This window comes from Alkaliphilus hydrothermalis, from assembly GCF_016908555.1.
Lineage (GTDB): Bacteria > Bacillota > Clostridia > Peptostreptococcales > Natronincolaceae > Alkaliphilus > Alkaliphilus hydrothermalis.
The window spans coordinates 25415-49491 of the sequence record NZ_JAFBEE010000005.1 but is presented as its reverse complement, the minus strand read 5'-3'; the positions used below and the strand labels follow the sequence as shown (position 1 = coordinate 49491).

At 36.8% G+C, this 24077-nt stretch carries 29 protein-coding genes and 1 pseudogene; all 30 read left to right on the top strand.

Features of this window, described 5'->3' with window-relative positions:
- The 30 genes and pseudogenes from hypB (at position 1) to JOC73_RS05100 (ending at position 24076) form a co-directional block, all read left to right on the top strand.
- Entirely contained in the window at positions 1–666 is a 666-nt protein-coding gene (gene hypB, locus JOC73_RS05245) for a hydrogenase nickel incorporation protein HypB (RefSeq protein ID WP_204400894.1), read from the top strand.
- Positions 666–3440, top strand: a complete 2775-nt coding sequence (locus JOC73_RS05240; RefSeq protein ID WP_204400892.1) for an FAD-dependent oxidoreductase — start codon at positions 666–668, stop codon at positions 3438–3440. The genes hypB and JOC73_RS05240 overlap by 1 nt, the downstream gene beginning before the upstream one ends.
- 31 nt (positions 3441–3471) lie before the next feature.
- Entirely contained in the window at positions 3472–3813 is a 342-nt protein-coding gene (locus tag JOC73_RS05235) for a hydrogenase maturation nickel metallochaperone HypA/HybF (RefSeq protein WP_204400890.1), read from the top strand.
- A 33-nt stretch (positions 3814–3846) separates the two neighbouring features.
- Positions 3847–4773 carry a DUF5692 family protein gene (locus JOC73_RS05230; RefSeq protein WP_204400888.1) on the top strand — a complete coding sequence of 309 codons (927 nt, stop codon included), beginning with the start codon at positions 3847–3849 and terminating at the stop codon, positions 4771–4773.
- Positions 4774–4940: 167 nt separating this feature from the next.
- Positions 4941–5681: a flavodoxin family protein gene (locus JOC73_RS05225; RefSeq protein WP_204400886.1), complete on the top strand. Its 741-nt coding sequence runs from the start codon at positions 4941–4943 to the stop codon at positions 5679–5681.
- Between the two features lie 129 nt (positions 5682–5810).
- The gene (locus tag JOC73_RS05220; protein WP_204400884.1) at positions 5811–6065 is read left to right on the top strand and encodes a TIGR03905 family TSCPD domain-containing protein; all 255 of its coding nucleotides are present in this window, start codon (positions 5811–5813) and stop codon (positions 6063–6065) included.
- A 291-nt stretch (positions 6066–6356) separates the two neighbouring features.
- A complete protein-coding gene (locus tag JOC73_RS05215) occupies positions 6357–6821 on the top strand; it encodes a C-GCAxxG-C-C family (seleno)protein (protein WP_204400882.1) in 465 nt (154 codons plus the stop codon).
- A gap of 14 nt (positions 6822–6835) precedes the next feature.
- Entirely contained in the window at positions 6836–7771 is a 936-nt protein-coding gene (locus JOC73_RS05210) for a TDT family transporter (protein WP_204400880.1), read from the top strand.
- Between the two features lie 254 nt (positions 7772–8025).
- The gene (locus tag JOC73_RS05205) at positions 8026–9477 is read left to right on the top strand and encodes an aminoacyl-histidine dipeptidase (RefSeq protein ID WP_204400878.1); all 1452 of its coding nucleotides are present in this window, start codon (positions 8026–8028) and stop codon (positions 9475–9477) included.
- A gap of 172 nt (positions 9478–9649) precedes the next feature.
- Positions 9650–10060, top strand: a complete 411-nt coding sequence (mntA, locus tag JOC73_RS05200; protein ID WP_204400876.1) for a type VII toxin-antitoxin system MntA family adenylyltransferase antitoxin — start codon at positions 9650–9652, stop codon at positions 10058–10060.
- A complete protein-coding gene (gene hepT, locus JOC73_RS05195; RefSeq protein WP_204400874.1) occupies positions 10050–10469 on the top strand; it encodes a type VII toxin-antitoxin system HepT family RNase toxin in 420 nt (139 codons plus the stop codon). The genes mntA and hepT overlap by 11 nt, the downstream gene beginning before the upstream one ends.
- A 95-nt stretch (positions 10470–10564) precedes the next feature.
- The gene (locus JOC73_RS05190; protein WP_204400872.1) at positions 10565–10837 is read left to right on the top strand and encodes a Ger(x)C family spore germination C-terminal domain-containing protein; all 273 of its coding nucleotides are present in this window, start codon (positions 10565–10567) and stop codon (positions 10835–10837) included.
- A gap of 69 nt (positions 10838–10906) precedes the next feature.
- Positions 10907–11104 carry a tautomerase family protein gene (locus JOC73_RS05185; protein WP_204400870.1) on the top strand — a complete coding sequence of 66 codons (198 nt, stop codon included), beginning with the start codon at positions 10907–10909 and terminating at the stop codon, positions 11102–11104.
- 141 nt (positions 11105–11245) lie between these two features.
- Positions 11246–11671, top strand: a complete 426-nt coding sequence (locus tag JOC73_RS05180) for a hypothetical protein (protein ID WP_204400868.1) — start codon at positions 11246–11248, stop codon at positions 11669–11671.
- 530 nt (positions 11672–12201) lie between these two features.
- Positions 12202–12603, top strand: a complete 402-nt coding sequence (locus tag JOC73_RS05175) for a hypothetical protein (protein ID WP_243427862.1) — start codon at positions 12202–12204, stop codon at positions 12601–12603.
- A 152-nt stretch (positions 12604–12755) separates the two neighbouring features.
- Positions 12756–14048 carry an HlyD family efflux transporter periplasmic adaptor subunit gene (locus JOC73_RS05170; RefSeq protein WP_204400866.1) on the top strand — a complete coding sequence of 431 codons (1293 nt, stop codon included), beginning with the start codon at positions 12756–12758 and terminating at the stop codon, positions 14046–14048.
- Between the two features lie 22 nt (positions 14049–14070).
- On the top strand, positions 14071–14748 hold the full coding sequence (locus JOC73_RS05165; protein WP_204400864.1) for a YggS family pyridoxal phosphate-dependent enzyme: 678 nt from the start codon (positions 14071–14073) through the stop codon (positions 14746–14748).
- Between the two features lie 29 nt (positions 14749–14777).
- Positions 14778–15218: a cell division protein SepF gene (locus tag JOC73_RS05160; RefSeq protein ID WP_204400861.1), complete on the top strand. Its 441-nt coding sequence runs from the start codon at positions 14778–14780 to the stop codon at positions 15216–15218.
- An 18-nt stretch (positions 15219–15236) separates the two neighbouring features.
- Positions 15237–15527 (top strand): YggT family protein, encoded by a 291-nt coding sequence (locus JOC73_RS05155; RefSeq protein WP_207755057.1) that lies wholly within the window; start codon positions 15237–15239, stop codon positions 15525–15527.
- A 6-nt stretch (positions 15528–15533) separates the two neighbouring features.
- Positions 15534–16334, top strand: a complete 801-nt coding sequence (locus JOC73_RS05150) for a YlmH family RNA-binding protein (protein WP_204401110.1) — start codon at positions 15534–15536, stop codon at positions 16332–16334.
- Positions 16335–16352: 18 nt separating this feature from the next.
- Positions 16353–16814, top strand: a complete 462-nt coding sequence (locus JOC73_RS05145; protein WP_204400859.1) for a DivIVA domain-containing protein — start codon at positions 16353–16355, stop codon at positions 16812–16814.
- A gap of 199 nt (positions 16815–17013) precedes the next feature.
- Entirely contained in the window at positions 17014–17715 is a 702-nt protein-coding gene (locus JOC73_RS05140; protein ID WP_204400857.1) for a 5'-methylthioadenosine/adenosylhomocysteine nucleosidase, read from the top strand.
- Between the two features lie 18 nt (positions 17716–17733).
- Positions 17734–18567: pseudogene (locus JOC73_RS05135) on the top strand (bifunctional 3-deoxy-7-phosphoheptulonate synthase/chorismate mutase); the annotation flags it as partial.
- A 185-nt stretch (positions 18568–18752) separates the two neighbouring features.
- Complete coding sequence (locus JOC73_RS05130) at positions 18753–19469, top strand: TraR/DksA C4-type zinc finger protein (protein WP_204400853.1); 717 nt, start codon at positions 18753–18755, stop codon at positions 19467–19469.
- 129 nt (positions 19470–19598) lie between these two features.
- Positions 19599–20048, top strand: coding sequence for a signal peptidase II (gene lspA / locus JOC73_RS05125; RefSeq protein WP_204400851.1), 450 nt, complete (start codon positions 19599–19601; stop codon positions 20046–20048).
- Position 20049: 1 nt separating this feature from the next.
- Entirely contained in the window at positions 20050–20985 is a 936-nt protein-coding gene (locus tag JOC73_RS05120) for an RluA family pseudouridine synthase (protein ID WP_204400849.1), read from the top strand.
- A 245-nt stretch (positions 20986–21230) separates the two neighbouring features.
- Positions 21231–21764, top strand: coding sequence for a bifunctional pyr operon transcriptional regulator/uracil phosphoribosyltransferase PyrR (pyrR, locus tag JOC73_RS05115; protein WP_204401108.1), 534 nt, complete (start codon positions 21231–21233; stop codon positions 21762–21764).
- A 98-nt stretch (positions 21765–21862) separates the two neighbouring features.
- Positions 21863–23107 carry a uracil-xanthine permease family protein gene (locus JOC73_RS05110; RefSeq protein WP_243427861.1) on the top strand — a complete coding sequence of 415 codons (1245 nt, stop codon included), beginning with the start codon at positions 21863–21865 and terminating at the stop codon, positions 23105–23107.
- Between the two features lie 266 nt (positions 23108–23373).
- On the top strand, positions 23374–23847 hold the full coding sequence (locus JOC73_RS05105) for a DUF2975 domain-containing protein (protein WP_204400847.1): 474 nt from the start codon (positions 23374–23376) through the stop codon (positions 23845–23847).
- A gap of 10 nt (positions 23848–23857) precedes the next feature.
- Entirely contained in the window at positions 23858–24076 is a 219-nt protein-coding gene (locus tag JOC73_RS05100; protein ID WP_204400845.1) for a helix-turn-helix domain-containing protein, read from the top strand.
- The last annotated feature ends 1 nt before the right edge of the window (position 24077 follow it).

Here is a 24077-nt window from a genome sequence, read left to right as displayed (position 1 = left end):
ATGAGCCAATTAAAAGTATTTTCAATCAAAAAAAACATTCACGAAGACAACAAAAAAGTGGCAAATGAAACCAGGGAATATCTAAAAAGCCACAATGCCTTCCTAATCAATATAATGTCATCACCAGGAAGCGGTAAAACAACAACCCTAGTAGCTACAATCAATGGTTTAAAAGAAGAGATGAAGATTGGTGTAATTGAGGCAGATGTGGATTCAGACGTAGACGCACAAGCAGTGCAAAATGCTGGAGCTAAGGCAGTACAAATGCACACGGGAGGTTTATGTCATCTGGATGCAACCATGACTAGAGGCGGTATTGACCAATTGGAGATAGAAGATTTAGACCTTGTGTTTTTAGAAAATATAGGTAACTTAATTTGCCCAGTAGGTTACGATACAGGCGCAATGAAGAATGTTGCCATCCTAAGTGTTCCAGAAGGTGATGATAAGCCTCTAAAATACCCCCAGATATTTGGTAAAGTAGATTTACTGATCGTCAGCAAAATTGATGTGATGGATTATTTCGACTTTAGCATGGAGTGTCTAGAAGAAAGAGTACGGAAATTAAATAAAGATATAAAGATCATTCCCATATCTTCAAAAACAGGAGAAGGGATAGAAGATTGGCTTAACTGGATTAGAGAACAAGTAAAGGAGATGAGCTAATGGGGGCAAAACAACAAAAAACCAACTTCAACAAATCAACGAGGTTCAACTTTGCATTAACATGGGCAGATGTAGACGGGAGAAAATACAGACAAGAAATTTTAGATCTTGCCAACAAAATAGGGAGAACAAAGGCAGGGACCAGCAGAGAGGCGATTCCCTTTGGGCCAGAATACTATGCTTTAGAACCAATCCTAGACCCGTACCAAGCAAAAATTGCAATGCACTTGGAATTCAGAAAAAAATTAAGTGCTAGCGATGTGGCAGAATCATCAGGAGAACCCTACGACAAAGTAAGTAAAACACTAGAGTATCTTGCTTGGGCAGGATTGGCATTTGTTAACACTATAGATGGGGTAGACATGTACTGGCAAGACATATTTGTACCTGGACACCTGGAGATGATCAATAACAACAAAGAATTGGTTGAAAAATATCCGGCAGTAGCAGAAGCATTCTACTATTTTGGTAGCAAAAAAGGGCCAATGGCAGCAGGAATTATGCCGGTAGGTGGAGGCCCCATGAGGGTGTTGCCAATAGAAAGATCTATTGATGGAAACACAAGAAAAGCCACATACGAAGAGCTCTCCAAGCATCTAAATGAAGCCACCGTATTCTCAGTATCCGACTGCTCCTGTAGAACCTCAAGGGAAGCCATGGGGGAAGGATGTGGTCACCTAAAAGAAGAAATGTGTATCCAACTGGATCATGCGGCGGAATATTACATAAAAACAGGTCGAGGTAGAGAAATCACAAGAGAAGAAGCATTTGAAATAATTCGAAAAGCAGAAGACAACGGGTTGATGCATTCCATACCAAATCTTGACGAACCAGGACACACCCATGCCATCTGTAACTGTTGTGGATGTGGATGTTATGCAATGAGATTGGCAAATGAATATCTAAACAATGACATAGTAAGATCCAACTACAAATCAGTAGTAGACGAAGCAAAATGCGTAGCCTGTGGAGAATGTGTAGACGTCTGTCCTACCAATGCCTTAAGACTAGGACAAAAACTTTGCTCAAAGGAACCATTAGACGAGACCATTACCAAAGTGACACCAAGAAATACAGAATGGTTAGAAGACAAATGGAACAGCGAATACAGAGTAAATAGAAAAAACACACTAGATTCTGGTACAGCACCATGTATCACAAAATGTCCAGCCCACATTCCAGTACAGGGCTACATTAAGCTGGCATCACAGGGAAAATACAATGATGCTCTAGAGCTAATAAAAAAACATAATCCACTGCCGGCAGTATGTGGTCGTATATGTCCAAGGTTGTGTGAAGAAGATTGTACCCGTGGAGATTTCGACGAAGCAGTAGCAGTAGATGACGTAAAGAAATTCATTGCAGAAAAAGACTTGGAAACAACAACAAGATACATTCCCAAAAAGAGACACAATTACAACGACAAAAAGATAGCCATCATTGGGTCAGGGCCATCGGGACTAACATGCGCATATGACCTTGCCTTAGATGGATACGATATCACAGTATTCGAGAAGGAGAAGAAACTAGGAGGAATGTTAGCCTTAGGGATACCATCCTACAGACTAGAAAAAGCCGTAGTAGAAGCGGAAATAGATGTAATTAAAGAAATGGGGGTGGATTTCCAGACCGGAGTAGAAGTTGGAAAAGATCTCACCATACAAGACCTAAGAAATCAGGGATACAATGCGTTTTATATTGCTATAGGGGCACAGTCGGGAAGAAAACTTGGAATCGAAGGAGAAGAAGCAACAGAAGTAATAAGTGGAGTAGACTTCCTAAGAAAAATAAATCTGGGAGAAGAAACAGGAGTAGAGGGAAGAGTGGTGGTATTAGGTGGCGGAAACGTCGCCATAGATGTAGCTAGAACCTCAGTGAGGCTTAAAAATGTCAAAGAAACACAATTATTCTGTCTAGAAGCAAGAGCAAATATGCCAGCCCACAAGGAAGAAGTAGAAGAAGCACTGGAAGAAGAAGTACGGATCAACAACTCTTGGGGTCCAACAAGAATCATTATCGAAAATGGAAAGGTAACAGCTGTGGAGTTCAAAAAATGCCAATCCACCTTCGATGAAGAAGGAAGATTCAACCCAAAATATGATGAGACTGATAAAAAAATAGTTCCATGTGATTACGTTCTATTAGCAGTAGGGCAAACATACGTTTATGGCAACTTGCTACAAGGAGAAGAAGTAAAGCTGACAAACAGAAATACCATCGAAGTAGACCCAAGAACACTACAAACATCTAAAAAAGATATTTTTGCAGGAGGTGATGTTGCCAGTGGTCCAAGATTGGCCATCGATGCCATAGCAGCAGGAAAAGAAGCAGCAGTATCAATCCACAGATTTGTGCAAAAGGGACAATCGCTTGTATTTGGAAGAGATACACATTCATATGCCCTATTGAACAAAGAAAACCTCGATGACAGAATCGACTACGACGGAACCGAAAGACAAAGAATCAAACACGTAGACGGCAAAGTTTCAAAGACAACCTTCAAAGACCTAAGGGGAACATTGACAGAAGAACAGATCAAAAAGGAAACTGCTAGATGCCTAAGTTGTGGAGCTACTAAAGCAGATGAATACTTATGTGTTGGCTGTGGAGCCTGTACACTAAGATGTAAATTTGATGCGATAAAATTAGAACGAATTTACGACGTGAAGGGTTATGAACTTGACGATTTACCAAAAGCAGTAATCAAAAAAGCTATAGTAAGGAAAGCGAAAATAGCACTGAACAAAATAAATCCATTTACAGAGACCAGATAAGAGATCAACTTTCAATTGGAGGAGTTTTATAATGCATGAATTGGGAATTGTGTTTGAGGTGATTAAAATAGTAGATGGTGTCGTTAAGGAAAATAGCCTTACTAAAGTAGATAAAATTGTACTGGAAATAGGGCAGTTGTCCCAGGCTATTCCCAGATTTATTGAAGAGTGTTATCCAGCAGCAGTGGGTGGGACTGATTATGAGGAAACAAAGCTTGAAATCATTCCCCTACCTGCTAATGGGCAGTGCAATTTATGTGGCGAGATATACAATATTATTACCCATAGGAAAATATGCCCCAGTTGTGATATGAATGATTTTAGGCTCATCTCTGGGCAGGAGTTTAATATTAAGGAAATTGTCGCTTATTAAAGGGAAGTACTAAATTAAGAAGGGGGAGTTGTTGTGGGATTTTTATATGAAGGTCTATCAATTTCAAGCTTTTTAGGATTTGTAGCATTTATAGGGGTGTTCTTGTTTCTGAATGAAATAACTAGAAAATCCAAGATAGTGTCTATAGTGGCATTTTGCGTGCTACCTGTTGTATTGGCAGTAGGGGTCTATCTAGGAATCTTGGGCTCACCTACTGGGAAGAACTGGTTTCCATGGGTAAAGGTTGTGTCTGCACTTGCTGGCGTGTATGGTTTTATGTTGATACGTTTTACGAAATTGGGTGAGAAACGATTTGCAGCACTGTTTCCAGTAACGATTTTATCCCTAAATATTGCTGAGGCTGTTTATAGGGAATTTGAGGTCTTTGCCACTTACAAAACCTTAACGGTGGATGCCGGGGGAGTAATGGTGCTTGGAGGTATGTGGAATATTTTAAATGCTATTGCGGGTATATTATGTATCCTTACCTTGACTGGATTTGGAGGCATAAGGGTTTCAAAGGATCAGTCGAGGGATATGATTTGGCCTGACATGACTTGGATGTATATCATAGGCTATACATTATGGAATTATGCCTATGTTTACAACTGTATTTCAACTAGATCCATGTATGCAGGGCTAGGGATTCTCCTAGCAGCTATCATTGCTGAGTTTATCTTTAAGCGGGGGGCCTGGTTGCAACATAGAGCTCAGATACTATCTCTTTATGCTATGTTTTCCTTATCGGTGGATTTCCAAAGTGTGTCATATTTTCAGGTTTTCCCTACTTACAAAGAAAGCATGTTGATGTCAATTAGTGTCCTTTCATTGGTATTTAATATAGGTGTATTCCTGTATATGATGTACGTAGTTGTAAAGTATAAAAAGAATCCACTAAAGGACGAAATAAACACAAACACAGAGTATTACAAGAAGACCCTAGCAACAAATAATTTATAGGAAAAAGTTCCTAATCTACTGTAAAGGTGGGTTAGGAACTTTTTTAAAAGAGACAGTTTCTTTTTTCACCCTCAGCAGGAAAATAACCTCCAAAATAGAAACATATATATAACAATGAATATAGACAACATATCTAAACAAAAGCTAGATACAGGGAGTGATTATAGATGAATAAAAAAGTAATCGCCATCAACAGTAGTAAAAGAAAAAGAAACACCCATCAGCTATTGGAACAACTGAAAAATCAGCTAAAAGAAAAGCATATAGAAGTAGAAATCCTAAACCTATTCGACTATGAAATACAGGAATGTATAGGCTGTGAGGTCTGCCTAAGAAAAGGAAATTGCAGCCTAAAGGATGACCATAGCTTACTTATGAAAAAGCTAACAGAATATGATGGTTTAGTCCTCAGCACCCCCGTCTACATGGGGAATGTCAGTGGAAAGCTAAAGGTCTTTGTAGATCGAACCTGCAAATGGTTCCACCGTCCAGAGTTGGTGGGGATACCTGTCCTCAGTGTAGCCACCACATCAGCATCTGGGCTGGGGGATACCTTCAAGACCCTAGAGTCGGTTGCTATCCAATGGGGAGCCTTTCCCACAGACCGTATTGCTAGGCAGGTAAAGGACCTACACATATCCCTAGAAGAAAAGGAATACCGACAGTTCCTAAAGCATCTTAACCAACCAAAGTCAAAATACAAGCCCAGCATGAAGCAGGTCATTCATTTCCAAGTCCAAAAGGTACTGGCGGAAAAAGTCCTCCCCATAGACAAAGACTACTGGCAACAGCAGGGGTGGACAGATAAAGGATATTTCTATGATTCAAAGGCTGCATTAACCACTAAAGCCTTCGGGAATCTCTTCTACCGTTTCCTTTCCAGTCGAGTGAAGAAGGTAGGAGAGTAGTAGGAATATATCCCAGAACAGTTTGACATTATCCCCAAAATCTATTAAAATATCCAGTGGATTAATTACAATCAAGCAAAGATCATCATCCATTAGATATTAGTAAAACACTAGAAAAGGGGAAATCAAATGTACGTATACACAACTAGAGGAATCTGCGCAAAGCAAATCAGCTTCAACATCGACAATGGAGCAGTTACAAATGTAACCTTCTATGGGGGATGTAATGGCAATCTAAAAGGAATCTCTAAATTAGTAGAAGGGATGCCCGTTGAAGAAGCCATTGAGAGGCTTCGTGGAATCACCTGTGGAGGTAAGCTTTCTTCATGTCCAGATCAGCTTGCAAGAGCGATAGAAGAGGGTACAACTAGACAAGTCGGCTAATCAGACTGTTGAAAAGCCCTCATCTTCTTCGTTACTGCCAAAGACCAGCATTCTTGCGTATTACCTATACGCTACGACCGCTGGTCTTTCTTGTTCCATGTTTTTAAACATGAAATAGTTCAATTTGTATAACTATGGGCTTGCTTCTTGAGCAAAATCCATAGCCTTTATCAATACAAGCCCCTCAAAACATAGATATATTCAATTATTATTCCAACATCTTCTATGATATAATAGGTTATGTGAAAATTTTAATTATTTATTTATGGTCAATAAAGGGAGGATGAAATGATGAAAAAGGAAATTAATATTACTAAAATTAGACAAGATGCTGAGGAACTGTTTAGAAAAGGAGACTTCTACTGTTCTGAAGCGATTGTGTATTCTATTAAAAACAACCTAGAAATAAATATGCCCGATGAGATGGTGGCAATGGCATCTGGTTTCCCAGTAGGCATAGGTAAATCAAAATGTGTCTGTGGTGCAGTTTCAGGAGGTATTTTATCCCTTGGTTACTTCTTTGGTAGAACAAAAGGGGGAGACCCAAAGGTTGCAAAAACCCTTGAGTTAGCCAATGAACTGCAGGAAAGCTTTAAGAATAATCACAAGGTATTGTGTTGTAAAATCCTAACTAAAGGCATGGATATGGCTTCTGGAGAACATAAGACCCAATGCATATCCTTCACTGGGGAAATTGCCCAAAAATCAGCTGAAATCATTGCTAGAGAATTAGAACTTACAATGATTAAGGAATAATGGAGAGATTAATGATGAAAAGAGTGATAAATAAAACACCAATCCCTATGGCGGGATTAATGTTGGCATCAGCAGCAACAGGAAATCTTGTTTTATCCTATGGAAACATCTACAGAAACCTTTTTGGTGGAGTAGCAGCAATATTACTGATATTATTGCTGGCAAAATTAGTGATGAATCCAAAGGCATTGAAGGAGGGTTTTGAAAATCCCGTGGTAGCCAGTGTAACACCAACCTTGTCTATGGGAATTATGATTTTATCTACCTACTTAAAGCCCTATGTAGCATCTGTAGCATATGGTGCTTGGATTTTAGGATTAGTACTACACTGTATTCTGATAGCCTGTTTTACAAAAAAGTATCTTTTTAATTTCAATATAAAAAAGGTTTTTCCAAGCTACTTTGTTGTCTATGTGGGCATTGTAGTAGGAAGCGTTACCGCCCCTGCATATAACTTAGCAAAGTTAGGAGAATATATTTTCTGGTTTGGACTTGTGTCTTACTTGGCTCTATTACCCATCGTAATCTATCGAGTAGTAAAGGTTAAAGAAATACCAGAGCCAGCCAGTCCAACCCTAATCATCTTTGCTGCTCCTGCAAGCCTTTGTTTAGCTGGCTACTTAAACACTTTTGCAGTAAAAAGTATAGGGATGGTCGGATTTTTAACTACTTTATCTTTAACAATGTTAGTGGTGGCATTAGTGTGTATGCCAAGGCTATTGAAATTGAAGTTTTACCCCAGTTATTCTGCCTTTACCTTTCCCCTTGTGATTAGTGCCATTGCCATTAAACTGACTAACGGATTTTTAATAAAGACTGGAAGAGGGATTCCTGCTTTGAATTATATAGTCAAAATAGAGGAATTTATGGCAGTTGCTATTGTCACTTATGTTTTGGCAAGATACATAGTTTTCTTATTTGCAAAGGATGAGCAAAAGGCTATAGCATAATTATTGATCAATAAATAAGCTATTTAGCTTTACAACAATAAAAAATGTCCCAAAGGGGCATTTTTTTATGGTTAAATTCCTTATATTATAAATGTAATGACGAAAAAAATAATAAAAGGCGTAATTTCTTAGAAGGAAAATCTATAAAAAAAGATAAAATAAAGAGTACAGGTTTTAATAGAGGGAGCACTATATTAAAAGGAACAAAGGATTCAGCCTAAGAATATAAAACCATAGTAAAGGAGTAGTTTAACATGAGTGTTTTAGCAGGATTAAGCCCAGAAGGTGTATTTAGAAATTTTGAGGAGCTAACGAAGATCCCTAGAGAATCAGGTAATGAAAAGGCTGTCAGTGATTATTTAGTGGAGTTTGCAAAAAAGAATGATTTAGAAGTAATCCAAGAGGAATGTCTAAATGTCATCATCAAAAAAACAGGAACAAAGGGATATGAAAATGCCCCTACAGTGATTTTGCAAGGGCATATGGATATGGTTTGTATCAAAAGAGACGATTTAGACTTTGACTTTACAAAAGACCCTATTCCAGTAGTGGTGGATGGAGATTGGATTAAGACAGATGGCACTACCCTAGGGGCTGATAATGGGATTGCAGTTGCTATGGCAATGGCTATATTAGAGTCCAATGATATTCCCCATCCTCCATTGGTGGCATTGATCACTGTTGCTGAGGAAACAGGAATGGATGGAGTAGTCAGTCTAAAGCCTGAAAATATTTCCGGGAACATTTTAATCAATATCGACTCTGAGGAAGAAGGAGTCTTATTAGCTTCCTGTGCTGGTGGCGTCAATAACATAGCCCATCTACCTATTGAATGGTCTCAATTAGATGGACAAAAAGAAGCATATCAAATCTCCATCAAAGATCTAATGGGGGGACACTCTGGTATAGAAATCAATAAAAATAGAGCCAGTGCCATCAAGCTATTGGGAAGATTGTTGGAAGCAATCAATAAAAATATCAAGTTTGACCTTGCCAAGGCAAAGGGTGGAGAAAAAATGAATGCCATTCCAAAGACAGCCGATGCCATTGTCTCGATTGATCCACAGGACAAGGAAAAACTAGAAGAAATCGTGAAGCAATATCAAGGAATTTTTTCCAGTGAATTTGAAGTAGCTGATCCAAATATTAAGATTGATCTAAAAAAAGTTGATAAGGTTGAAAAAATCTTCAGTGAAAAGACTAAGAGCAGCTTAATCAGCCTACTTAGATTGATTCCTTTTGGTGTACAGACAATGAGCGCCAGTATTAAAGGACTAGTAGAAAGTTCCAACAATATTGGAATTTTAGCAACTGAGGAAAATGAAGTGATTATCAATAGTGCATTAAGAAGCTCTGTTAGAACCCTAAAGGATGAAATGAACAGTAGAATCGAAGCAATTTGTAATTTGACCGGTGCAAATATGGAATTGGTTGCCGACTATCCTGAGTGGCAATTTAAAGTGGACTCCCCCATCAGAGATTTAATGAAGGAAGTCTATCAAGATATGTATGGTAAGGAAGTTAAAGTTGATGCCATCCATGCAGGTCTTGAATGTGGATTTCTAAAGGATAAAGTGGGAGACATAGATATGATCTCCATGGGGCCAAATATGCATGATGTTCATACACCAAATGAGCGATTAAGTATTTCTTCAACTAAGAATGTATTTGAGTTCCTTTGTGAGACTTTGAAGAGATTGAAGTAATTCAAGAAATAAAGAAATAAAGAATTAAAGTATTAAATTATTAGAGAAATTGAAGAATAGATAATAAGAGCCATGGGTGATGTGCCTGTGGCTTTTGTGTATTCAAAAGAGGGATTTATTGTAATTTGCCGAATTAAGAGATACAATGGATATAAGGGTAGGAGATGAGAGCATGAATTTAATTTTTACTTTAAAGGAATATCTACAACAAAATACAAACATCATATTTTCATATCTTTTTGGCTCCTATGCTAGAGGTGACTTTAATTCCTTCAGTGATATTGATGTAGCAGTCTACTTAAAGAACCAAAATATAAGTATAGGAGACTATAAAAAGATTCGACAGGAATTAATGGATTTAACTCAAAAAGATGTTGACCTTGTAATATTAAATGAAGCAACACCACTTGTTAAGCATTTAGTGATCCAAGAAAAGATTCTTATTTTTTCAAAATCTAAAGATATTGAAAGAGAATTTATTGTCAAGGCATTGTTTGAATACAATGATATGAAGCCCTATTTAGACTTAGCCTATAAGAATATGATTCATCGAGTAAGGAGGGAACTAGAGGATGGTAATTGAAGAAGTAATTAAAAAGAGAATGCAAAAGTTAGCACAATCATTAGATAAAATAGCTAGGTATAGAGATCTTAGCTATGATGAATTTCTACAGGATGATATAGCACAGGATATTGTTGAGTATAATTTGCTTATTGCCATCAATATGATTACAGATATGGCTACTCATATAGTGTTAGATAATAATATAGGTAACCCTAACACAATGGGGGAGGCTTTTGAAATATTAAGTAAAGAACGGTATATTACAGTAGACGAAGCTGCTACCTACAAACAAATGGTTGGTTTTAGAAATATTTTATCTCATGAGTACGTCAAAATTAATAAAAAAGTTGTCTACGACATAATGAAGTCCAATTTGAAAGATTTTAAAAAATTTATCTTGTTTGTTAATGATAATTTTTTACAATAATATATTAGATGCCTAAAAGGGCATCTTTTTGTTTTAGTCTTTTTATTTTCCTACAAAAACCACAATCTAAGAATTTTTACTGTCTTTAGGAGGAGATGAGGAGAGTACCCGATAACACCTATGATCGTAAATTTTTACAGAGAATTGAAGAGGGTGCTAATCAGAAGCTGCAAGACGAAATTAAGGATACTGTAAGTTATGTACAACAGGAATTTGGAGCAGATATTTTTCATTTCAATGTAGTCATGCAACGCTATGCCCCGGAAGAGTGGGAAGAGGTAAAAGATGACTGGCATGAGCTTTTCCCCTACGTGGATGTTCAGGTTACAGTGAAATCAGAAATTAAAATGACGGGCTTAATAAAATAGCAAAGTTTAATTGTAGCCCACCAATAATAGTGGTAAAATATTCATATAAAACAAAGGAGGGCGTTATGTATGCCATTTATCTCAGTAGAAATTGGAAAACTGACATTAGAACAAAAGGAAGCACTAATCAAAGCCTACACAGAGGCAACAGTAGAAATCGCAAAGGTACCACCAGAAGCAGTTTTAATGTTCATTAATGAACATGAGCTAGAGAATATCGGTCTTGGGGGCATTTCCTTAGCTGAAAAATTTGGAAAAAAGAAATAGAAACCCCAGCATCCTTGAGTATTATTGAAAAGACTTCATGATCTTCCTAGTTATGCTTTCTCTGCCACTATTTACAGCTAACATTCCTTGATAAAGACCTTTATAATGGAAAAGAGAAGCATGATGAAAGGAAGAGGACGTATGGCAAAAGCGAAAAGAGTAGTAGCTGTTTCACTGGTATGTATGATGTTATTTGGTACTGGAATTTACGCATCTCAACAGGGGTTGTACCAGACGGTCGTTGATAGATTAATGTCCATAAGGGATACATATATTACAAAGGACTCCCAGTTGGTACAGGACGGAGTAAATGCACAAGCGGATCTTGTAACCTATGTTGAGGAAGTTGAGTCAGGCTTGAAAAATGATTTAGACCAGTATGAAACAGAGCAAGTAGAGGAAGCAAGAAAGCAGATTCAAAACAGAGTTAATGAAGTAAAGAACAGGGTAGCAGCAGAAAAAGGAAAAATTTTAAAAGAAATCAAGGATGAAATCAAAAATAAGATTGATAAAGACCTTGAAAAGGAATTAATGGAGTTGGAAAAGGCCTTAGAAAAGAATAATTAATTATGTTAACCCAGATATTAACGGATTCATACCGTAGTATCTGGGTTTTTCTTGGTTAGAAGAAGAAAGTTAAAAAAATACCTTCGACAACGACTTTCGACAACAATTTCCCACAAATACTAGTATACTTATGGGGTCAGTTGCTTGTCCTCATGATGTATAATTTATAAATCCTGCAAATATAATGGCAAAGAGGAAGATGAAAAACCTGTAAAAGGAATTGATTTATATGTTAAAAAGAAGCTCCAAGAAAAATTTGGATCAAATGATTCATATACAAAGTCAATCAATGGATGTATACTTTATATTTAGTGTATTTCAATGGATATTAGAATTTTCACTATTACTAGGTTGTGCATACGGTTTTTTAATGCTTTTTGTAGAGTTATAATAATGTATTGGGTATAGAATTGAAAAATAGATAGGTTGAAATATCCAATCCATGAAAAAACTGAAAAATAGCTTAAAATTACCTAGCAGGAGTGGTATAATAGGAGTATAGTAGGACAAATACATTATCCATAATAGATATGAAAAAGGAAGTGGTAGGAAAGATGAGTAATTATCTAGTAAAACCATTGATTACATTGCTTCTTGTATGTTTTATCGGCTACTTTCTTGTGGTCATAAAGGAAAAGTTTTATTTAAAAAACCATATCATATTAATTGATCATGAGGTAGAACCAGACCTATTGGAAAACATCGATATCAAACATTTTATGCTGGGGGCAACGGAAATCATGGCAGGAGACGAGGTAAAAATTAAAATGGATAATCTAGCCAGTGTGAGGGGAACAGTTTTGGGGATTATAAAGCAAGAAAATAGTATTGCCCTTTTAACCAACACAAAAGGAGTAACCAACCTAAAGGTGAGTTCCATAAGAAAACTTAAGGTGATTAGCCGGTATGGAAAATTTTTTGCTAAGTTTTAAATATTCTTACATATAATTCCTCCTAAATGGAGGTTTTTCTTTTGAGATAGGCAGATTAGGACCATAGCATCAAAAAATAAAGAAATTAAAGGAAGGACTTTTATAGTGAATGAAGAATTATTTATACATAGCTATTGATGGTAGGTGATGGGATGCAGACTAAGAAGAAAAGAAAACGAAAGCAAAGAGGCTATGGTAGGTTGATCGTAATCTCAATCATTAGCTTGTACTTTTTATCCAGAGTTTTTCCGATACTGGGGACTAGTAGTGAAAAAACATTAATAGTGGAATATGGTAAAATAGAGAACGCCATCTCGGCTACAGGGTACATCGCTAGGGAAGAGAAGGTATTTACCAATACTGGAGTAGGTGAAGTAAAGTACTTTGTTAAGGAAGGTGAAAAGGTTTCTAAGGGACAAAAGTTAGCAGAAGTCTACTTAGAAAATCTTGATGATAAATATCTTGAAGATTTGGAGATAATTAATCATAGAATTGCCAGTATCCAACAAAAACAAGATGAAAAACCAATTTTCCAAAGGGATATCGATAAATTAGATCAAGAAATTAATGCAGTTCTTAGTAAAATCCAACAGGATGTCCAACAGGGGGAATACAAAAACCTTTCTGTCCATAAAAAAGAACTAAAAAAATTAGCTGAAAAGCAAAATGTCATAAATGGGGATAGTAGCTTTGCTGGTAGAAGTCTAAGTCAACTTGAGGAGGAGAAGGAATTAATAGAGGCGAAAATCAAGACATCCTTAGATGTAATCTATAGCGATTATCCAGGATTTATTGCATTTGGACAAGATGGTTTTGAGGAGATTCTAAACTTAAAGGCAATAGAAGCCATGAAGGTTGAGGATTTAGAAACCATCAAAAAAAATATCGAAAAGATTTCTGATAAAGACAAAGATGAAGATAAGGGCTTGTTGAGAATCATCAATAGTCATCAGTGGAGCATTATTTTTAAAGTAGAAACAGAAAAACTTGAGGGTGTAAAAGAAGGTAGGGAAGTTGATGTTAGACCTCAAGGGAATGACCGGGGGTATAAAGCCCGTGTTAGAAAAATCATTTCTCAAGATCAAGAGAGTCTAGTTATTTTGGATCTTACGGAGTTGGTGGAGGGTTTTTACCATAACCGTACCATAGATATAGATGTTATTTTCAACACAAAGGAGGGGATTATCCTACCCAACAAAGCTATTTTGGAAAAGGATGGGGAAAAGGGAGTCTATCGTGTTGAAATTAATGGAATGGTAAAGTTTGTTCCCATAAAGATTAAGAGTAACAACAGAGAGTATACTATCGTCCATGATGGAACTTTTGATCAAGTAAAGACGGATGATAAGGGTGAAAAGAAAAACGTCAAGGTTAATACCATTCAATTATATGATGAAATAGTAGTAGATGCTGAAAAAGTAAAAGAAGGGAATAGGATGAGGTAGTAAAGGAAGAGGAGGTTATCTATTGAACATAGCAGCAAACTTAAAACATACAAGAGAAATCATCGAAGAATCAGCTAATGCTAATAATCGAACTTCTGAGGATATCATTTTAGTTGCAGTCACCAAAACAGCATCAACTGAAGAAATGCAGGAATTAATTGATTTAGGGGTAACCCATGTTGGAGAAAGTAAAGTACAGGAAATCACAAGAAAATATGAAATCCTTGGGGACCAAGTCAAATGGCATATGATTGGGCACCTGCAGAAAAATAAAGTGAAATATATTGTTGATAAGGTGGAGTATATCCATTCATTAGACTCTTATGAATTAGCGTTAGAGATAGAAAAAAGGGCAGGAAGGATTAATCGAAGGGTGAAATGTCTAATGGAGGTAAATATTTCAGGAGAAGAAAGTAAATACGGTCTTGCTCCGTCAGCGGTAAAATCAATGTTAGAAAAATTTGCAGAGTTCCAACATGTCACTATTGTAGGTTTAATGACAATGGCTCCTTATGTGGAGGACCCAGAGGAGACAAGACAATACTTTAGAGGGTTAAAATTATTAGCGGATGAAGTCCGAGATATGAATCTAAAAAATATCAGTATGGATTATCTCTCAATGGGAATGTCCAATGATTTTCAAGTAGCAATAGAAGAAGGCGCCAATATGGTGAGGGTGGGAAGTAAGCTATTTACATAAACATATGAGAAATAATGGGAGGTCATGATATGTCAGCAAAATTAATGGATAAAGTTAAATATTTCATTGGCTTAGATGTATTTGAAGAGGATGAGGAAGAGGTAGTGGATGAATCTCAACAAGACTCTGAGGAGCTCTATTCGGTTGTAAATAAGAAAAATAAGGTAGTTAACATTCATACGAAGTCTCAAATGAAGGTAATTATTTATGAGCCAAGTAGCTTTGATGAGGCTCCAAGTATTGTTGATAACTTAAAAAATAGAAAGCCAGTCATTATCAATCTTGAGAGTATTGATCAGGATTTAGCTAAAAAATTCTTTGATTTCTTAAACGGTGCAATCTATGCTCTAGATGGCAACATCCAAAAAGTATCAGCAGGAATCTTTATTTTAGCACCTAATAATGTTGATATTGGAGGGAATATTAAAGAAGAACTAAAAAACAAAGGGGTATTCCCTTGGCAGAAATAATATAGGAGGTTGATATAGTTGCCTTTATCAGTAAGTATCATAGAAGCATTGAATTATCTTGTGAGGTTCATAGAATTGTTGGTTTTTGTAAGAATAATTTTCAGTTGGATTAATCCTAATCCCCACAATCCAATAGTAGCCTTTGTGTATAATGTTACAGAACCCATCTTAGGACCTGTAAGAAACTTAATTTATAACAAACTGGGCTACAGTGGTATGATTGACTTTTCACCTATTGTAGCAATATTTTTATTAAATATTATATATGGCCGATTAGTGTTACCACTACTTATTTCACTGTTGTTTTAGGTGATGATGGTGGATAAGGAAAAATTAATTCAGCATATAGAAGACCCAGTATTGAAGCAAGCAATGATTAAGGTATTGGATAAAGCCCAGACTGTGTTAAAGAGCCATGAAATAAAGGCGACAGATTTCTTGACACCCCATCAAGTCCAGTATGGGAAAAAACTTTTAGCTACCCTCCATGGGATTAGTTGCTACAGTACGGGGGGCTATGAAGGAGCAGAAAGACAGGTACTGGTGATATTTCCAGATTATTTGGATGAAAGTAGTGTGGAGGCCCCCATTGTAGCATTAGAAGCCACTGGGAGCACACAATTTCATTCAATTAATCACCGTGATTATTTAGGCTCTATACTTGGGTTGGGATTAAAACGGGAAAAAATTGGAGATTTTTTACTCCATGAAGAAGACCAAAAACATTTTTGTCATATGGTCCTCCATGAAGAATTAAAGGACTTCATTCTATTTAATCTTGAAAAGGTAGGGAATGTAAAGGTGGATTTAAAAGAAATTGCCTTAGACACCATTATTCCTCCAGAAATAAAGTATCAAGAATTCGTTAGTAATATATCTTCACTTAGATTAGATGCTGTTTTGGGGGGAGGCTTCAAGCTCTCTAGAAGTGATGCCCAAAGTCTAATCTCAAAGGAATTTGTAAGTGTTAATTGGGAGACGATTAAAAAGAACTTTTACGAGACTTCAGAGGGAGACGTTATTTCCGTAAGGGGAAAGGGTAGGATTCACATCGTCTCTATTGGTGGAACAACTAAGAGCGGCAGAATAAAGATTACAATGAAAAAACCAATATAACATAGGGAGGGGATTCATATGATAACACCCTTAGACATACAAAACAAAGAGTTTAAAAAGGGAATGAGGGGCTATAAAGAGGACGAGGTGGATGAGTTCTTAGATGTAGTAATGGTGGACTACGAAAAACTCTACAAAGAAAATATGGAGTTGAAGGATAAGGTAGAAAGGGTTAATCAACAAATAGAGCAATACAAAAACATAGAAGAAACATTGAAAAACACGTTGGTAGTGGCTCAAAATGCCGCTGAAGATGTGAAGGCCAATGCCATAAAGCAAGCTGAGCTGATTCTTCAAGAATCTGAGGGCCGTGGTAAAGAAATAATCGAGAAGGCTAATAAAGAAGTGGAAAAAATTAGGGCAGAGTATGAAGATGTAAAAAAGCATATGCAAATATTTAAAACTCGATACAAAACCCTCCTTCAATCTCAAATCGATGCTGTTTTAGATGCATGTGATGAGATTAGTGGGGAAGAATAATTACTGAATACTAGTTAGCAATATAAAAAAAGTCTCCAATAGGAGGCTTTTAATTTTGCCTATGGAAATAATTACTTAACCTTTTCAAGCTAGTGTTGTATAATAGGGTTGGCGATGTTTTTACAATAGATAAAAGCCCTTATTAGGACAGGTTTTCTATTTCATTAATAACAGGGCAAGATATAGAGGAGGAACACAAATGAGTATAATAGGCATTATAGGAGCTATGGATGAAGAAATTGAAATGCTTAAGGAAGTAATGGAGATTAAAGAAACAAAAGAAATCGCCAATATGAAATTCTATATTGGTGCATTAGAAAGCAAACAAGTGATTCTAGTAAGATGTGGAATCGGGAAAGTTAATGCAGCCATCTGTACACAGGTTTTAGTTGGTCAATTGGGAGCAACTTCTGTTATTAATACAGGCGTAGCAGGGGCCATTCATGACGATTTAGAGGTATTGGATGTTGTAATCTCTTCTGATGTGCAACAGCATGACTTCGATGTAACTGGGTTTGGATATCCCATAGGTGAAATTCCAAGAATGGATACATCCATCTTCCCTGCCGATGAAAAATTAGCGCAATTAGCTTTGGAAGGAGCAAAGGAAGCTCTAGAAAATCAAAAGGCTTTAATGGGAAGAATTGTTTCTGGAGATATTTTCGTGAGTAGCAGTGACTTAAAGGAAAAAATCTGGGAATCATTTGGAGGCTTCTGTACTGAAATGGAAGGGGCAGCTATTGGACATGCTTGTTATGTAAATGGTGTACCTTTTGTAATTATTAGAGCCATGTCTGATAAAGCAGATGGTTCTGCCCATGACAACTTCAATGAGTTTATGCACCAAGCAGCAATTCACTCAAAGGAGATTGTAAAATATATCTTAAGACGATTAAACTAATATAAATTAAACAAGAAGGAAGATAAAATGAAATTAAGGCTGATTAACAAGAAAGACAATAATGACTATAAAACTGTTCGAGTAGGTAATATTGAAATAGGTGGAGAACAACTGATTATGATGGCGGGCCCCTGCGCCATTGAAAGTAAAGAGCAGATGCTTGCTTCTGCTAAAGCTGTAAAGGAAGCAGGAGGACATATTCTCAGGGGAGGCGCATTTAAGCCTAGAACATCTCCCTATTCTTTTCAAGGGCTAGGGGAAGAAGGCCTAGAGATTTTAAAGGAAGTTGGTGAACACTATCAACTCCCTGTCATCTCTGAGGTAATGGATCCTCGAGATGTAGAGATGATTAGTCGATACGTAGACGTTATCCAAATCGGAACAAGAAATATGCAAAACTTTAGTCTGCTGAAGGAAGCAGGTAGAGCCAACAAACCTATTTTGCTAAAAAGAGGAATGGCGGCTACGATAGAGGATTGGCTGATGGCGGCTGAGTACATCGCAGCTGAAGGAAACCAAGACATTATCTTATGTGAAAGAGGTATCCGTACCTTTGAGAACTACACAAGAAACACATTAGATATAGCAGCTGTACCCATCATCAAAAGCCTAACTTACCTACCAATAATTGTAGACCCTAGTCACGGTACAGGCAGAAGAGAACTGGTGGCACCAATGGCAAAGGCGGCTATAGCGGCAGGTGTGGATGGACTTATGGTAGAAATTCATCCCAGTCCCTGCGATGCTTTATCCGATGGTCCTCAATCCTTAGAACTCCCAGAGTTTGCAGACCTAATGGTGGAAACACAAGAGCTTCATAAAATGATTAAAAATGTTCACTATCTAAAATAGGTTTTCAAAGAAATAGTTATATAATATATAGGGGTTTGCTAAAAAGCAGACCCTTTTCAATAGAACTTAAAATGTATGTCCTCTAAGCAAATAAAATCAATGAAAAAGGTAAAAATAAAAGCAGATGGCAGAAATTCTTGATTTGATGGCACTGCCTACACCACCAACAGTTAGGAGGATTACATTTGAACCCACAAAAATTAGAACACTTTAAAAAACGACTATTAGATGAAAAAAAAGAAGTAATGGAAACCCTAGAACGTATGGAAGAACATCATGGTACCCATGCATCCCTTAGGGAATATACAGAGGAATTATCCGCCTATGACAATCATCCTGCTGATTTAGGAACAGAGATGTTTATGGTGGAGATGCAAAATAACTTAGAGAATAATGAAAAATATAGGGTAAGGGAAATCGAGAGGGCATTAGAGAAAATGGATAATGGAACCTATGGGGAATGTGATATCTGTGGCTCCCACATAGATGAAGATCGTTTGGAAATTATGCCTGAAGCCCACATTTGCATAGCGTGTGCAGATAAGAAATTACCTATGGACGCCTTTAATGCCGACAGAGGTAGACCAGTGGAGGAAGAATTGCTCTACCCACCATTCGAAAGAACAAACATGGACGGAGAGGACTATACAGGATTTGATGGAGAAGACTCCTATCAAGCGGTTGCAAAGTATAATCAAGTTAAAAATGATCCATCTGAGGAAGGAATTAATATGATGGGAGTCTATGATGTTCATCCAGTTGGAACGGTAGAAGAAACTGATGAAATTACAGAGCTAGAGTATTACAATCAACTTTATACAGGCGATATGGATAGAAAATTTCATTCTAATGCCAGTATAAAACTGGAGGATGTTAAAAAATCCTACAAGGAAAGGGATTAATCAGCTTAATAATCGTTAATGCTATAGGAAAAAGATACAAGTAAAATGTATCTTTTTCCTTTTCATAATGTTATAATCAGAATCAATAAAGACTATGCTAATGAAAAGTGAAGTAAAGGGGGAGCAATAATGAACCTAATCATAATAATAGTTGTCTTAGCTTTAGACCAATTAAGTAAGTTGTGGGCAGTAAATCGATTACAGGCATTAGGAAGTGTACCAGTTATAGAAAACATTTTTCATTTGACCTATGTGGAAAATAGAGGGGCTGCCTTTGGAATGCTTCAGAATCAACAGTTGTTTTTTATCATAACCACCTCAATAATTATCGTTGGGGCATTGGTCTTTATGTACAAAAATAAGAGAATGCACCTATCATTAAAAATAGGTTTAAATCTTGTGGTGGCAGGAGCAATAGGCAATTTCATAGACAGAATCAGACTTGGTTTTGTAGTCGACTTTTTCGATTTTAGAGTTTGGCCAGTTTTCAATATTGCCGATTGTGCGGTTGTAGTAGGAGCCATTGTTATTTCCTATGTAATATTAAAATATGATTCAATAACACCTGAGGAGAGGTAAAGTGGAAAAAGAAAAAATATTTGTATCAGAAGAGGAAGAAGGCGTAAGACTGGATGTATTTGTGGCTGAAGCCTTTGAAGAATACAGTCGAAGCTACATTCAAAAGCTAATAAAGGATAAAATGGTAACAGTCAATGGGAAGGAAGAAAAAAGTAAATACCTAGTAAAGGTGGGGGACGAAATAGAAATGAATATTCCACCAGCAGAGGAACTGGATGTTGTGGCTCAAAATATTCCCCTTGATATTGTATATGAAGATAATGATTTATTAGTAATCAATAAGCCTAAGAGTATGGTGGTACATCCTGCACCGGGCAACTACGAAGGAACTCTAGTAAATGCCCTATTATACCATTGTAAAGGTCAATTATCCTCCATCAATGGGGTGATCCGACCAGGGATTGTCCATAGAATAGACAAAGACACTACGGGACTACTGGTGGTGGCTAAAAATGACCATTCCCACAGAAGCTTGGCAGCTCAATTAAAAGAACATACCATCACTAGAAAATACCATGCCATTACAATGGGGAATATAAAGGAAAATGCAGCAGTAATAGACGCCCCCATAGGACGTCATCCAGTAGATCGTCTAAAGCAGGCAGTGATCCAAGATGGTAGACATGCAGTCACCCACATTAAAGTATTGGAAAGATTTATTGATTATTCTTACATAGAGGCTCAGTTGGAAACAGGTAGAACCCATCAAATAAGAGTACACCTTTCTTATATCAGACACCCTCTACTAGGGGATGATATTTATGGAACGAAAAACTCAAAGTTCAATCTACAGGGGCAGGTATTACATGCCAAGACCCTAGGTTTCATTCATCCCACTACAGGAGCGTATATGGAGTTTGATGCTCCACTACCAGCCTATTTCAATAAGCTGTTGGATGTTATTCGTCTAAAAACAAAAAAGCAAGAAAATCAATAAATTACTAGTTTTATTATGTTTACATGATTACTAACCTATGTTATACTAAATACAATTGAAAAATGGAATACCTTTAAATTAGTCCCGTGAGGCTGTAAGGAAAAAATTCGTGATATGCTAAAATCATAATTTTTAGTGTGTTGAAGAATACTATCTCTTACTAGCCAGTAAGAGATTTTTTTATGGTGATTTCCAAGTATGATTGTGGACAAGTATGGGTGGAGGTGAAAAGCTAAGTGGCAGAGATGGATAAAAAAGTTCAAATATTAGATGACAAGGGCATTGGAAGAGCCATTACTAGAATTGCCCATGAAATATTAGAAAAGAACAAAGGTGCTAAAAATATAGTCTTAGTAGGGATCAAGACCAGAGGAGTACCTCTAGCAGAAAGATTGGCAGAAAAAATTAGCCAGATTGAAGAAATAGAGGTTCCAGTCGGTAATTTAGATATTACCCTATACAGGGATGATTTGTCTGAGATTGACCAAGACCCTGTACTACATGGTTCTCAAATACCTGTAGATGTTGCTGGTAAGGTAGTTATTTTAGTAGATGACGTGCTATACACGGGAAGAACCGTTAGAGCAGCCTTAGATGCCCTTATTGATATTGGTAGACCTAAAGTAATACAACTGGCGGTGTTGGTGGATAGAGGGCATAGGGAACTACCCATTAGGGCAGACTATGTAGGAAAGAATGTACCTACCTCCACGAATGAAGTTGTAAAGGTTAGATTGCACGAAACCGATGACGAGAATATGGTGATTATTGAAAATTAATGATACATCAATCTTTTAAATCAGTCCTGCGAGGCTGGCAAGGAGGGCATACAGACATCAATTGTAGCCTCCTCTAAAAACTAAAGGGGGAATTAAAAATGGAAGAAAGAATGACTGCAGTAAAGGATATTGCATTATCAAGAAAGTTTATCTTAGCGCTACAACATATTTTAGCAATGTTTGGGGCAACAGTACTTGTTCCAATGCTAACAGGCTTAAACCCATCGGTGGCTTTACTTTCAGCAGGAGCAGGAACACTACTTTTTCACCTTGTGACAAAGGGTAGAGTGCCAGTATTCCTAGGTTCAAGCTTTGCCTTTATTGCAGTAATCGTAGAAGTTCGAGATCAACTTGGCGGATTAGAGTATGCTCAAGGTGGAATCATTGTAGCAGGTTTACTCTATGTAATCATGGCCCTATTAGTAAAAGTATTTGGGTTGCAAAAAGTAAAATCCTTCTTCCCACCAATCGTAACAGGTCCTATGATCGTAGTGATAGGTTTAAATCTTAGCCCAATCGCAATCGGAATGGCAGCTTCAAACTGGACCTTAGCAATCATTGTATTATCAACTGTATTATTAGTTTCTTTATATGCTAAAGGATTCTTCAAATTATTACCGATATTAATTGCTGTAACTGTAGGATATATCGCATCAATCGTATTAGGAGCAATTGATTTAGCAGACTTATCTTTAAAGTTAAGTGAAGCAAATCTATTTGCCTTCCCAGCAGTAACAGCACCAAAGTTTCATTTATCGGCAATACTAACCATCGCACCAATCGTATTGGTTGTTTTCATGGAGCATATCGGGGACATTACTACGAACAGTGCTGTAGTAGGCGATGATTTCATGAAAAATCCTGGTCTTCACAGAACACTTCTAGGAGACGGTATTGCAACAATGTTTGCAGGATTTGTTGGAGGTCCAGCAAATACAACTTATGGTGAAAACACAGGAGTTTTAGCAGTAACAAAGGTATATGACCCATCAATCATTAGATTAGCAGCAGCTTTAACTCTAGGATTATCCTTTATCGGTAAGTTTGCTGTAATCCTTCAGTCTATCCCAACGGCAGTTATGGGTGGGATTAGTATCGTATTATTCGGTATGATTGCAAGTGTTGGTATGAGAACAATCGTAGAAGCTGAAATAGATTTCTCAGAAAATAGAAACCTTTTAATCGCAGCCCTTATCCTTGTAATCGGAATTGGTACAGCAGTAGCTAAAGATGCAGCAGGTAATGCCATTGGTCTAACAATTGTAGAAGGTATCAAATTAAGCGGATTAAGCTTGGCAGCGATTGTAGGAATCCTAGCAAATAAGATCTTACCACAAAAATAATAATATATAGTATATATTAAATTGACTTAAGTAATTTCAATAGACGATTACCTTAAAAATTAAAAAGCCTCTAATACCTCAGAAATGGTATTAGGGGCTTTTGTTGTTGATGGAGCTTGTAAATGATATGATCTAAGTGATAAGAGTATATTAGATGAATATATTATGTTGCAATAAAAAAACACTAAAATTCGATAATTATTTATTGTAAAACAATAAATGTTATGCTAAAATCAAATTACATAAAATATGTGAGGTGGTTTTTTATGAAACGTGAAACACTTTTTTTGAAGATAGCTCTTGTTTTAATAGGACTCCCAATTTTTGCTTTAGCTATGTTTATATTGCCGATAATCGCTAGAGAAGCAGCAATATATTACCCTGCTTATTTAGTATATTCTATTATAGGAAGTATTTATATAACAGCGATTCCCTTCTATTTTGCTTTGTATCAGGCCTATAAGCTTTTAAGCTATATTGATAAAAACAATGCCTTCTCAGAATTATCGGTAAAATCTTTGAAGTATATAAAATACTGTGCCACCATGATTGGGTGCATATATGGGGCAGGTATGCCATTCTTTTATTACATTGGGGAAAAAGATGACGCTCCAGGGCTCATCTTAATTGGAATAGTCTTTACTATTGCTCCAGTTGTCATTGCGGTCTTTGCTGCTGTTCTTCAAAAATTATTACAAAATGCCATAGATATAAAACAAGACAATGATTTAACGATTTGAGGTGAATAACATGGCGATTATAATCAATATTGATGTGATGCTGGCTAGAAGAAAAATGAGCGTAACAGAACTTACTGAAAAGGTGGGCATCACCATGGCGAACCTTTCTATATTGAAAAATGGAAAGGCAAAGGCCATCAGGTTTTCAACACTAGAGGCAATATGCAAAGCTTTGGATTGCCAACCGGGGGATATTCTAGAATACAAAGATGACGACGAAACCCCTTGAC